The organism is Rhodopila globiformis (assembly GCF_002937115.1).
GTDB classification, from domain to species: Bacteria; Pseudomonadota; Alphaproteobacteria; order Acetobacterales; family Acetobacteraceae; genus Rhodopila; species Rhodopila globiformis.
In genome coordinates, this window is the sequence record NZ_NHRY01000058.1 from 1 (window position 1) to 12,890 (window position 12,890).

The following is a 12,890-nucleotide window of genomic DNA, read 5'->3' on the forward strand; positions in this document are numbered from 1 at the left end:
CGCTGGCGGGGTTTGTCGCGTCAGCGAAAGTTACGTTCAATACAGGATTTGTCCGGTTGGCCGCCACGGTTTGTTGCCGGCGGCACGGAACTGAGCCGCCTGACCAAGCTTAGTCTCGCAGTCCCCAAGCCCATTGCCAGGAGATCCGGATGCCTGACGCGAGCGACCTCGACCAACTGTCCATTAACACCATCCGCATGCTGGCGGCCGACGCCGTTCAGAAGGCGAAGTCCGGCCACCCCGGCACGCCCATGGGCGCCGCGCCCACCGCCTATACATTGTGGCAGCGCTACCTTCGTTACGACCCCGCAGCCCCGGAATGGATGAACCGCGACCGCTTCGTGCTGTCGGTCGGCCATGCCTCGATGCTGCTCTATTCATTGATCCACCTCGCCGGCATCCAGGGCAGTTCCGAATCCGATGGTACCGAGGGCCGCCCGGCGGTGACGCTGGACGACATCAAGCATTTCCGCCAGGCGCAGAGCCACACGCCAGGCCATCCGGAATACCGCCTGACGTCCGGCGTCGAGGCCACCACCGGCCCGCTCGGCCAGGGCGTTGCCGACAGCGTCGGGATGGCGATCGCCGGCAAGTGGCTCGCCGCCACCTATAATCGCCCGGACCTCACCCTGTTCGACTACAATGTCTGGGTCCTGTGCAGCGACGGTGACATGATGGAGGGCGTCGCCAGCGAGGCGGCCTCCCTGGCCGCGCACCTGAAGCTGTCGAACCTGTGCTGGATCTACGACAGCAACCGCGTGAGCATCGAGGGCTACACCGACCTCGCCTTCTCCGAGGACGTGGCCGCCCGCTTCCGCGCCTATGGCTGGAACGTTACGACCGTGGAAGACGCCAACGACCTGGCACAGCTTTGCCGCGCCTACCAGACCTTTCTCGACACAGCCGATCGGCCGACGTTCATCCTGGTGCACAGCCATATCGGGTATGGCGCGCCGAAACTGCAGGATACCCCGAAGGCGCACAGCGATCCGATGGGCGAGGAGGAAGTGGCGGGCGCGAAAAAGTTCTTCGGCTTCCCGCCGGACGGAACGTTTGTCGTGCCCGACGGCGTGCCGGAACATTTCGCCGCCAACATGGGCGCGCGCGGCAAGGCGGCGCACGCGGCATGGGACAAGCTGATGGCGGCGTACCGCAAGGCGCATCCCGACCTCGGCAGGCAGGTCGATGCCATCGCCAACGGTACGCTGCCGGAAGGATGGGAGGATGCGCTGCCCACCTTCCCGGCGGATCCCAAGGGAATGGCTACGCGCGATTCCTCCGGCAAGATCCTGAACGCGCTGGCGCAGCGCATCCCCTGGATCGTCGGCGGCGCGGCGGACCTTGCCCCCAGCACCAAGACGACCCTGACCTTCGAAGGCGCCGGCAGCTTCCAGGCGCCGGGGAACGGCGGCGACTACCGCGGCCGCAATCTTCATTTCGGTGTCCGCGAGCACGCGATGGTTGCCGCGGTCAACGGCATGGCGCTGGGCGGGCTGCGGCCGTACGCCTCGGGTTTCCTGATCTTCACCGACTATGCCCGCGGCGCCATCCGCCTGGCGGCGCTGATGGAGCTGAACGTCGTCCATATCTGGACGCACGATTCCATCGGCGTCGGCGAGGACGGCCCGACGCACCAGCCGATCGAGCAGTTGCTGTCGTTAAGGGCGATTCCGGGCATGGTGGTGCTGCGGCCGGCGGACGCGAACGAGGCGTCGGAGGCCTGGCGGGTCGTGCTGAAGCTGAAACATCGGCCTGCCGCCATCGCCTGCTCCCGCCAGCCGCTGCCGACGATCGACCGCGAACGGTTCGCGCCGGCGTCTGGGCTGGCCAGGGGCGCCTATGTCCTGGCCGATCCGCCGGATGGCAAGCCGTCGGTGATCCTGATCGCCACCGGCAGCGAGGTTTCGCTGTGCCTGGCGGCGTGGGAGAAGCTGCGCGCTGAGGGCATCGCTGCCCGTATCGTTTCGATGCCGTCGTGGGAGCTGTTCAACGAGCAGGACCAGGCGTATCGTGACAGCGTGTTGCCGCCGTCGATCACGGCGCGCGTGACAGTGGAGCAGGCCTCGCCTATCGGCTGGGACCGTTACGCCGGGCGCACCGGGGTCGTACTGGCCATGCGCAGCTTCGGCATGTCGGCGCCGATTGCCGCGGTTCTGGAACATTTCGGGTTTACGCCCGACAAGGTGGTGGAAGCGGCGAAGCAGGCCATGGCGGCGAACTGAACTTTCATCAGGGAGCAAAACGATGCAGCTCGGCATGATCGGCCTTGGACGCATGGGCGGCAACATGGTGATCCGCCTGATCCGGGCGGGCCACGAGTGCCTGGTCTATGACAGCCATGCGGCGGCGGTGGAGGCGCTGGTCGCCAAGGGCGCGCAGGGCACCACCCGCCTGGAGGATTTCGTTGCGAAATTGACCAAGCCGCGGCTGGTCTGGCTGATGGTGCCGGCCGCCGTCGTCGATCCGGTCATCGGCTCGCTGGTGCCGCTGCTGGAGCCCGGAGACACCATCGTTGATGGCGGCAATTCCTATTACCACGACGACATCCGCCGCGCCGGAGAGTTGCGCGCCAAGGGCCTGCACTACGTCGACGTCGGCGTCAGCGGCGGCGTCTGGGGCCTGGAACGCGGCTATTGCCACATGATCGGCGGCGAGGACGAGGTGGTGCGTCGGCTCGACCCGATCTTCCGCTCGCTCGCCCCGGGCGTGGAGGCGGCCGCGCGTACGCCGGGTGCGAGTGGCGAGCCGGAACCTGCGGAACTGGGCTACCTGCATTGCGGCCCGAACGGCGCCGGGCACTTCGTAAAAATGGTGCACAACGGCATCGAATACGGGCTGATGGCCGCCTATGCCGAGGGGCTGAACATCATCCACAACGCCAATGTCGGATCGCGCAGCCAGGTCGACGATGCCGAAACGACGCCACTGCGGCACCCGGAACATTACAAATACAACATCGACGTCGCCAGGGTCGCCGAGGTGTGGCGGCGCGGCAGCGTCGTCGCGTCCTGGCTGCTCGACCTTGCCGCCAGCGCGTTGCGCAAGAGCCCCGACCTGGACAATTTCGCCGGCCGGGTTTCGGATTCCGGCGAAGGGCGCTGGACGGTGCAGGCGGCGGTGGAGGAAGGCGTGCCGGCCCCGGTGATCTCGGCCGCCCTGTTCGCCCGCTTCACCTCCCGCGGCGCGTCCGATTACGCCGATCGGCTGCTGTCGGCGCTACGGTTCGAGTTCGGCGGCCATGTGGAGAAGCCGAAAGCGGAACAATAAAGCCGCGGTGGCCTGCGCTTTGTTGTTCGGCCGCCGGGCCGTGGCATTCTTGACGACGGTCTGAATTTCCTGTTCGGTGGCCGAAAAAGGGAGGACCCAGGATAAACTCTGTCGTGGCGATGCAGCCGAGGCCTGCCGCTTAGCAAGCCGCAGGCCCGCGGTACGTTGCCGCGCTGACAGCCGGTTTCTCTTTTCTTGTCCGGTCCGGTACCGCATGGGCGCGGCCGGTCGCGGCAGATTCGTTCGCCCATCAAGAACAGCACGGGAAGTGATTTTCCCGGCCAGCAACAAAGGGAGCGTTCCAATGCCAGTGCTGCCGCAAGTCCAGGCCTTGCTCGACGAATTCGAAAAGCAGGGCTTGCCGCCATTCGAAGAGATGAGCGTCACGCAGGCCCGGGAGGTTACCCTGGGCTTCCGCGACCTGCAAGGTGAGCCGGAAAAAGTCGCCGACGTGAAAGATATCGTTGTCCCGGGTCCGGCCGGCGCCCTGCCGGTGCGGCTGTACTATCCCGAGCAGGGCAAGGCGCTGCCCCTGGTCGTGTACTTCCACGGCGGCGGCTGGGTCATCGGCGACCTGGAAATCGTCGATCGCCCGTGCCGCGCACTCGCCAATGCCTCGGGATGCATCGTTGCATCGGTAAACTACCGGATGAGCCCGGAGACGAAATTCCCCGGCGCCGCCGAGGATTGTTACGCTACGACAAAGTGGCTGGCGGAGCATGCCAAGGACATCGGCGCCAACGGCCGGTTCCTCGCCGTGTCGGGCGACAGCGCCGGCGGCAACCTGGCGGCGGTGGTATCGCTGATGGCGCGGGACCGCGGCGGTCCGGCGATATCCTATCAGCTTCTGATCTACCCCGTAACGGCGCCCGTCGAGGGCAACCCGTTTGCCTCATACCGCGACAACGCCGAAGGCTATTTGCTGACCAAGGCCGGCATGGAGTGGTTCTGGGACCATTACCTGGCGTCCCCGGCGGACGGCAACAACCCCTATGCGTCGCCGCTGCACGCCCCTGACCTGAGTCGCCTGCCGCCGGCCATGGTGATCACCGCGGAATTCGACCCGCTGCGCGATGAAGGCCAGGAATATGCAAAGCGGTTGCAACAAGCCGGCGTCAAGGTGAAGACGTCGCACTATCCGGGATTGATCCACGGCTTCTTCTGGATGGCCGGCGCGCTGTCCGCAGGAAAGGACCTGACCGCCGAGATCGGCAAGGAACTCCGGCAGCAGGCTGCTGCCTGACGTTCAACCGAAGGGAGGATTGTCCAAATGAGTGATGCGAAGTCATCGGCCGCAACGAAGGATTTCGACGCCATTGTCGTCGGCGCTGGATTCTCCGGCATGTACATGCTGCACAAGCTGCGGGAACTCGGCCTTTCGGCGCGGGTCTTCGAAGCGGCCGATGGTGTCGGCGGGACGTGGTACTGGAACCGCTATCCGGGAGCACGTTGCGACTCCGAAAGCTATTACTACGCCTACTCATTCTCGAAGGAAATCCAGCAGGAGTGGAACTGGAGCTGCCGCTACCCCGAGCAGCCCGAGATCCTGCGGTACCTCAATTTCTGCGCCGACAAGCTGGACCTTCGCCGGGACATCCAGTTCAACACTCGGATCACCGGAGCGCGGTACAACGACACGACGCATCGCTGGGATATCGAGACCGAAGACGGCAAGCGCGTTTCCGCCAGGTACTTCATCACCGCCGTCGGCTGCCTGTCCGCCGCACAGATCCCGAACATCAAGGGTCTGGAGAGCTTCCGGGGCAAGTGGTACCACACCGGCAAGTGGCCGCATGAGGGCGTTGATTTCACCGGCAAGCGTGTCGGCATCATCGGCACCGGATCGAGCGGTATCCAGGCTATTCCCGTCATTGCCGCTCAGGCGAAGCATCTGACGGTGTTCCAGAGGACGCCCAACTATACCGTTCCCGCACGCGACGCGCCGATGCCGGCGGATTTCCAGAAGACGGTCAAGGCAACCTACGACGAAATCACCCGCAAGACGCGGGCCTCGGTCTTTGGCATGCCGTTCGACTTTCCTGAGCAATCAGCCCTGGAAGCGACGCCGGAGCAGCGGAAGGCCATCTACGACAGCTGGTGGGACAAAGGCGGCTTCGGGTTCCTGCTGTCCAGCTACAACGACCTGATCATAAACAAGGAGGCAAACGAAACGGCCGCCGAATATGTGCGTGCCAAGATCCGCGACATCGTCAAGGATCCTGTTACCGCCGAGAAACTGACGCCGCGCACCTATCCCATCGGCACCAAGCGGCCGCCGATTGATACCGATTATTACGAGACGTTCAATCGCGAAAACGTAACACTGGTCGATATCCGGAGCCTGCCGATCGAGGAAATCACGCCGAAGGGCATTCGCACCAGCGAAGCCGAATACGAACTGGACGCGATCGTTTTCGCCACCGGGTTCGATGCCATGACTGGGGCGCTGTTCAAGCTGGGCATTCACGGCAAGGGCGGCATCGCGCTGGAGCAGCAATGGGCGCACGGGCCGCAGACCTATCTTGGTATCGCAACGACAGGTTTCCCCAACCTGTTCATCATCACCGGCCCCGGCAGTCCGTCCGTGCTGAGCAACATGCCGGTTTCGATCGAACAGCATGTGGAATGGATTGCCGGCTGCATCCAGTACATGCGGGCCCATAACCTGGACAGCATCGAGCCGAGCGAGGACGCTCAGCGGACCTGGGTCGCCCATGTCAACGAACTTGCCAACGAGACTTTGTTCCCGCAGGCGGACTCCTGGTACATGGGCGCCAACATCCCCGGCAAGCCGCGCGTCTTCCTGCCGTATACCGGCGGTGTCGGACCATACCGGGACCGGTGCGCTGAAATCGCCGAGAAAGGCTACGAGGGTTTCGTTATGACCCGTGATCGTCAGAATGAGGCCGTTGGCGCCTGAGTCGACAGCCCTCGGTGGCTCAGGATTCGAGCCGCCGAGGGAAGTCCCGCGCCTACAGGTGCGAATCGCGGGCTTTTTTCCATTCCTCGAAATCCCGCAGCGCCTGTTCACCGGCCACCGGGAAAAGCCCAGTCAGGGACCGGCCGTGGGCGACTTCCTCCTCCGCGAACGTGTCATACAGCGTCGCCGCGACCGCTTCCTCGGCAACTTCATCCGCCATCGCAGCCGGAACGACCACGATCCCGTCGCGGTCGCCGACAACGACGTCGCCGGGGTAAACCGCCACGCCGCCGCAGGCAATCGGCAGATTCAGGTCGATCGGATAATGGACGATCGGGCTGGGCGGCGAAGTCGGCCGGCGCTGATAGGCCGGCAGGCCGGTCTTGATGATTCCTTCGGAGTCGCGAAGCCCGCCGTCCGTCACGATTCCGGAACAGCCCCGCGCCGCCAGCCGCCCGATATACAGGTCTCCGGCAGACGCTGCCCGCGCATCGCCGCGCGAGTCGATCACCAGCACATGGCCGGGCGGGCATTCCTCCATCGCCTGCGGCTGCACGGATTTGCGTGGTCCCCTCGGCGGATTCATGTCCTCCCGGAACGGAATGAAGCGCATTGTGTAGGCAAGCCCGACCATGCGAGGCTGGTCGAGGCGAAGCGGGAAGACGTCCTGGAGGAACATGTTGCGCAGACCTCGTCTGAACAGCGCGCCAGTGAGAGTCGAGGTCGCCACGGTCAGCAGTGCCTCGCGTGTCGTCTGACGAAGTTCGGTCATGATGTTTCCCTTGTTTATTCCTCGCGTCCTACCGTCCCGATGGGACATGGCCAGCATATTTCGGCCAGTTACCGGCAATCTCGTTCACCACCGCACTGCCTGTCAGGTACACGTCGTGAAGGCTTTCCAGAAACGCGGAGTAACCTGTGCCGCTGTCCTCATTGCTCAACAGTTCTGTTGCCGTCTGGCCCGGGTACGGAACCGAGTAATTGCTCGCAGCCCGCAGTACCAGTACTCGATTGAAGTCTATCGCGTGGATTTGTGACAGGAAAGTCAGCGCCTGGGCGTATCCGGCATCCTCTTCCGCCGTCATGGTGAACGCGGCCTTGCCGTTGCTCCAGTATCTTACCCAGTTCTCTGCCCAGGTGTTCATCAGCTCGCCGATCCAGAACGTTCCGGAGGCGAGCACATCGCCCTTCAGTACCTGCGGGGGATACTGCGTTGCGGGAAAACTCTTGTACAGCAAGCGGATGGAATGCAGATTGACAGTATCCGGCAGCACCACGCGGGCACGGGTGAGCTGATAGGCCCAGTTGACGAACGGGCCGTTCAGCTGGAACAGGTTCACGCCATTAATCGAGCTGGCCGGCGGCACCGGCAACTGATACGGGGCGGTGCGGCCGAGCGGGACATAGCCGGTGCTCCATCCCTCGGGAATCTCGCGTGCATCGATCTCATAAGCCAGGTCGCCGTCGATGACATAGCTGGCCCAGGCGGCCGAGCCGACCGGACCGGCATTCGCGTCGATACCGGCGATGCCTGCCAAAATCCAGTACGCACGGCTGAAATCGAAACGACGGTCGTTGGCCAGAGCCGTAATCGAAGCCGCCATGTGCGTCGGCCCCTCACCCGTTTTGATACCCAGCACATGCTTTTCGGCGTTGTAGCGCAGATCGTGGTAACCCTGTGGGAACGGAATGACCTGCTGCAGCGGGAAATTCACCACCCAGGTGTTGAACTCGCCTGGGGCCGTGAGATCGTCTCCCGTGTCAAACGTGGTAACGACGACGAATCGAACGGGTATGCCGCCGGCATCCTGTGCACGCGCCGTGACGCAGCCTGCGGCCAATATTGCCGAAACAACGGCCACCAGGGTCCGGCGCCTGAACGGGATCCGAAGCATCAGCCCGACTCCCTTGCAATGTGAACAGGCAAGCTCGCTGTCGCGCACTTCCTGCGCCGCTCGGATGGCCTGGGCAGTTTGATACCACCTGCATGGTCTCGTCGCCGGCGCAGGGATCGGTCGGCGCCGCTTGCGCAAGAATGAATGAAGACGCTGCATCAGGCAGTTGGCGGAGTGACAGGACGCCGCGGCGCCATCGGGGCGGAACGAATCGCAGACAGGTCAATGTCCGGCAGCGGAATGTTCAGCTGCCGTGTCACCGCGTTCGCCAGCGCGTTGTAGTCTTCGAAACTGCGCCGCAGCCGGTGCCGCCATGCCTGTATGCCACCATTGGCATGCAGTTCGAAGACGGACTCACGATGATCCAGCGCGGAACCGACATGATCCCACGCCAGTTGCAACAGGGCCGCCCGCTGCTGCGCGGTGTAGCCGCCTCCGCCAAACGACGCTTCAAGGCCGGCGGCCAGCGCGGGATTTACCAGATCGGCGTTGGATGGTGCGACAACCAGCGATGATCCAGGCAGGATGCGCAGGATTTCAGCCATGCGCGGGCGAGCCTTCAGCATGGCGATGCTGCCGGCCGACAGATGCGCATGGTTCGGCGCGCAGAAACCTTCCGGCGTGAAAACGGGATCAAGCTCGGTCGCCTTCTGGCAGCTTCTGACCGTCTGCACATCAGCCATCAGATCGACAAGGTAATCGATCGTCGCGTCGTGCGATGCCAGCCCCATCGCATGCGCGCAGGCCAGCGCCAGCCCAAGGGTGAATTCCGCCTTGGCAAGCCAGCAATACAGCTGATGCCAGAACAGCCAGCGCGCGACTGGCTCGGGGCTTATATCAGTCAGGAAGACCCGATCCCAGGGGACCAGGACCTCGTCCAGCCACATCTGCCCGTCAAGCTCATCGTAACGACTGCTGAGCGGCGAGACGAAGGGATCAGTATCGCGCGCGGCCCGCCGGCGGCAGATGATCGTTACGCCCGGCGCGTTCACCGCGACCACGAACGTAGCGCGGTGTCCCTGGAAATCGACGCCGGAGATCGCGCCGATATAGACATCCTCGGCATAGGCCGGACTGGTGTGCATGCCGATCTTGCCGCTGATGACCAGGCCGGCGTCGGTTTCGCGGACGATACGGAGCGCCGCGCGCTCGGCCGGATTGTCGCGCATGCGATAGCCGATGGGGGCGCCGCCGGACGCGAAGGTCAGGAAGCGCCCGGTGGCGGCGACATGCGCGCGATAGGCTTCGGCATTTGCCACCTGCAACGGCGAAGCATTGCGCAGGCCGACGGCGTGCAGCACGCCAAGCGCAATCAGGTGGCCGTAGGCCGGCGTGTGGGTCACGTTGCCGGCAGTCTCGAAGCACGTTGCGGCGAAGCATCGTCCCATGCGCGTCAGGTCGTCGGCGCTGCGCGGCAACAGCATGCCAGCCGGCGACCGCTTGCTGTTCGCATCAGGCGGCGTCAGCACCACGCCCTGCCAGGCGGGATCGGCGTGGCGATCGTACCACTTGACATAAGCGTCCACCATCGGCCGGGTGGCGGGATGCGTAACGACATCCTCGACCTGCCCCTCGCCCAGGATGAAAACCCGGCGCCCGTCGCGCAGTGCCTGCCGGTAGTCCGATCCGGTTCGCATTGAAACCTCCTACCGGGCACGCGCCGCTTGCAGGGCCTGCCAGACACGTTCGGGCGTCGCCGGCATATCAAGTTCCCGCACGCCGGCTGGTTGCAGCGCGTTCATCACCGCGATCATGACGGCTGGCAGGGCGCCAACACAGCCGGCCTCGCCCGCGCCCTTGGCACCGAGCGGATTGCTGGGTGTGGGCACCGGATTGCTGACGATCCGGATATTGCACATCGTATCCGCGCGCGGCATGACATAATCCATGAAGCTGGCGGTCAGAAGCTGGCCGGAGCCGGGTTCATACACCACCTGCTCGCCCAGCACCTGACCGGCGCCCTGCGCCACGCCGCCGTGGATTTGTCCCGCCAGCGTCAGCGGATTGATGATTGTGCCGACATCATCAACGACCAGATAGGACAGCAGCGCAACGACACCCGTTTCGGGATCGATCTCCACCTCAGCGACATGGCAGCCGTTGGGGAAGGTGTCGCGCTTCGGCGCATAGGTGGCGTTTTCGTACAGTCCAGGCTCGACGCCGGGCGGAAGGCGGGCCGGCTGGAAGGCCGTCATCGCCACCTGTTTCAGCGTCACCCCGCGATCGGTTCCCGTCACGGAAAATGTTGCATTGGCAAATTCGATGTCGGCCTCGGCGGCTTCCAGCAGATGCGCGGCAATGCGCTTGCCCTTGGCGATCACCTTGTCCGCCGCCAGCGTCAGCGCGGACCCGCCGCTGACCATGGAACGAGAGCCGTTTGATCCCATGCCGAACGCAACACGGTCGGTGTCGCCGTCGATGAACTGCACCGCCGCCGGGTCGATGCCGAGCTTTTCGTGCAGGATCTGCTTGAACGACGTCTCGTGCCCCTGGCCGTGGGTCTTGGTGCCCAGGAACATGATCGCCGTGCCGCTCGGGTTGAAACGAATCTCGGCATATTCCGGTGTCGGCCCCGCCGCCTGCTCGATGGCGTTGACGACCGCGATGCCGCGCAGCAGGCCGGCGCGGCACGATGCCTCCCGTCGTGCGGCGAAGCCGGCATAGTCGGCGGCTTCCAGGGCGAGATCCATGTTCTTGTCGAACGCGCCGCAGTCGTAATATGGCCCGAGCGGTGCCTTGTAGGGAATTTTCTCTGGGGGAATGATGTTGCGCCGGCGCAGGGCGATCGGATCGATGTTCAGTTCTCGCGCGGCGTCTTCGACGATGCGCTCGATCAGGTAGGCTGCCTCCGGCCGCCCGGCGCCGCGATAGGGTGCGGTCGGGCTGGTGTTCGACAGCACCGCGTCGATGCTGACAAAGGCGGCGGGAATGTCATAGACGCCCGTTACAGTACCGATCTGGCCGAACGGAGTCAGCAACTGGCGGTCGGAGGCGATGTAGGCGCCGATGCTGGCAAACATGTGCAGGCGCAGCCCCAGGAATTTCCCGTCCTTGTCCAGCGCCAGTTCGATATCGCCGATATTGTCGCGGCCGTGCTCGTCGGCCAGCAGCACCTCGGATCGCTCGCACTTCCATTTCACCGGACGACCGAGTTTCCGCGCCGCCCACAGTGTCAGGCGGTGATCGACATACTGCCAGCCTTTGGCGCCGAAGCCGCCGCCGACGTCACGGACCTGCACGCGGACGTGGCTTTCCGGCACCTTGAACACCATGTTCGCCAGCATGTTGCGCACGCGGTGCGGATAATTCACGTCGGCGAAGAGAGTGAAACGATCCTCGCCTTCGTCATAGGTGCCGATGGAGCCGCGCGGCTCCATGTACTGGGCGTGGACGCGGGTGATCACGTAGCGCCGGCGCACCACGTGGGCGGCCCTGGCGAAGGCGGCGTCGGTGGCGGCGCGGTCGCCGCGTTCGGTCGTGTGGGAGATGTTGTCCGGGTTCTCGTCCCAGACGCGCGGGGAGTCCGGGCGGGCGGCGTCGGCAAGAGAGGTGACGGACGGCAGCGCCTCGTACCGTACATCCACCAGCTCCGCCGCGTCCTTCGCCTGGGCGAGCGTCTCCGCAACCACCATAGCAACGGTGTCGCCGACATAGCGCACCCGGTCGATCACGATCGCCGGGCGCTGTGGCGCGAACATCGGCGATCCGTCGCGCTTTTTCCGCGGCATCGCCGCCTTCGGCGTGGCGATCCCGTCGGCGGCGTAATCCTGCCCGGTATAGACCGCCGCCACGCCGGGCGCGTTGGCCGCCGCCGTCGTGTCGATGGAAACGATTTTGGCATGCGCGTGCGGCGAGCGGACGAACACGGCCCAAAGCTGATGCGGCAGGGTCAGGTCGTCCTGGAAATGGCCCTTGCCGGTCAGTAGCCTGCGGTCCTCGAACCGGCGCACCGGCTGGCCGACGCCGTACTTCATCGTGTCGTGCTCTCCTCGTTTCAGACGAACCGGACCGAGATCGATCCGAACGAGCCGTAATCGACGTGGAACGTATCGCCGGCCCGCGCCTCCACCACGCCGGTGAAAGAACCGCCCAGCACGAACTGCCCCGGCTCCAGCGCGATGTCGAACGGCGCCAGCTTGTTAGCCAGCCAGGCGACGCCATTCGCCGGGTGGTTCAGCACTGCCGCGGCGACGCCGGATTCCTCGATGACGTTGTTCCGATAGCACAACGCCGCCACCCAGCGCAGGTCCAGGTCCAGCGGGCGCATCGGCCGCCCGCCGACGATCAGTGCGGCGCAGCCGGCATTGTCGGCGATGCTGTCCAGCACGTTGCGCGGCTTGTCCGTTTCGGGGTCGATGCGGTGCGCCCGGTTGTCGACAATCTCCGCGGACGGCACCACGTATTCCGTGGCGCTCAGCACGTCGAAGATCGTGCAGTTCGGGCCTTTCAGGCGCCGGCCGATGACAAAACCGATCTCGCACTCGAAACGAGGCTGGATGAAGCGGCTGACGGGGATTTCCGCGCCGTCGGTGTAGAACATGTCCTCCATCAAGGAACCGTAGTCCGGCTCGGTGATGTTCGCCTGCCGCTGCATTGCCCGCGACGTCAGGCCGATCTTGTGGCCTTTGATGCGGTTGCCTTCGGACAGCTTGATTTCGACCCAGCGGCGCTGCACCGCGTAAGCGTCCTCGATGGTGAAGCCGGGGTACTGCACGCTGGGCGGGCGGAACCGCTGGCGGGTCTTTTCGGCCTGGTGACAGGCGCGGGCGATCGAATCGATCGTGGTGGCATCAAGCATCGCGCCGCCG

Annotated in this window: 9 protein-coding genes; 4 read left to right on the forward strand and 5 right to left on the reverse strand. The window is 64.7% G+C overall.

Annotated features, from left to right (window positions below):
- Positions 1-149: 149 nt before the first annotated feature.
- From tkt to CCS01_RS05215, 4 genes are all read left to right on the forward strand, one after another.
- Positions 150-2,222 carry a transketolase gene (gene tkt / locus CCS01_RS05200; protein ID WP_104517769.1) on the forward strand — a complete coding sequence of 691 codons (2,073 nt, stop codon included), beginning with the start codon at positions 150-152 and terminating at the stop codon, positions 2,220-2,222.
- Between the two features lie 22 nt (positions 2,223-2,244).
- Positions 2,245-3,267 (forward strand): phosphogluconate dehydrogenase (NAD(+)-dependent, decarboxylating), encoded by a 1,023-nt coding sequence (gene gnd, locus CCS01_RS05205; RefSeq protein WP_104517770.1) that lies wholly within the window; start codon positions 2,245-2,247, stop codon positions 3,265-3,267.
- 304 nt (positions 3,268-3,571) lie between these two features.
- Positions 3,572-4,510 carry an alpha/beta hydrolase gene (locus CCS01_RS05210; RefSeq protein WP_104517771.1) on the forward strand — a complete coding sequence of 313 codons (939 nt, stop codon included), beginning with the start codon at positions 3,572-3,574 and terminating at the stop codon, positions 4,508-4,510.
- A 27-nt stretch (positions 4,511-4,537) separates the two neighbouring features.
- Positions 4,538-6,187, forward strand: coding sequence for a flavin-containing monooxygenase (locus tag CCS01_RS05215; protein WP_104517772.1), 1,650 nt, complete (start codon positions 4,538-4,540; stop codon positions 6,185-6,187).
- Positions 6,188-6,239: 52 nt separating this feature from the next.
- Here CCS01_RS05215 and CCS01_RS05220 read toward each other — a convergent pair whose 3' ends face one another.
- The 5 genes from CCS01_RS05220 to hpaH form a co-directional block, all read right to left on the reverse strand.
- The gene (locus CCS01_RS05220) at positions 6,240-6,959 is read right to left on the reverse strand and encodes a ribonuclease activity regulator RraA (RefSeq protein ID WP_104517773.1); all 720 of its coding nucleotides are present in this window, start codon (positions 6,957-6,959) and stop codon (positions 6,240-6,242) included.
- Between the two features lie 28 nt (positions 6,960-6,987).
- Positions 6,988-8,082 (reverse strand): purine-nucleoside phosphorylase, encoded by a 1,095-nt coding sequence (locus tag CCS01_RS05225; RefSeq protein ID WP_104517774.1) that lies wholly within the window; start codon positions 8,080-8,082, stop codon positions 6,988-6,990.
- A gap of 158 nt (positions 8,083-8,240) precedes the next feature.
- Entirely contained in the window at positions 8,241-9,719 is a 1,479-nt protein-coding gene (locus CCS01_RS05230) for a 4-hydroxyphenylacetate 3-hydroxylase N-terminal domain-containing protein (protein ID WP_104517775.1), read from the reverse strand.
- A gap of 9 nt (positions 9,720-9,728) precedes the next feature.
- Complete coding sequence (locus CCS01_RS05235; RefSeq protein WP_104517776.1) at positions 9,729-12,056, reverse strand: xanthine dehydrogenase family protein molybdopterin-binding subunit; 2,328 nt, start codon at positions 12,054-12,056, stop codon at positions 9,729-9,731.
- Positions 12,057-12,076: 20 nt separating this feature from the next.
- Positions 12,077-12,880, reverse strand: coding sequence for a 2-oxo-hept-4-ene-1,7-dioate hydratase (gene hpaH, locus CCS01_RS05240; protein ID WP_104517777.1), 804 nt, complete (start codon positions 12,878-12,880; stop codon positions 12,077-12,079).
- Positions 12,881-12,890 lie beyond the last annotated feature (10 nt).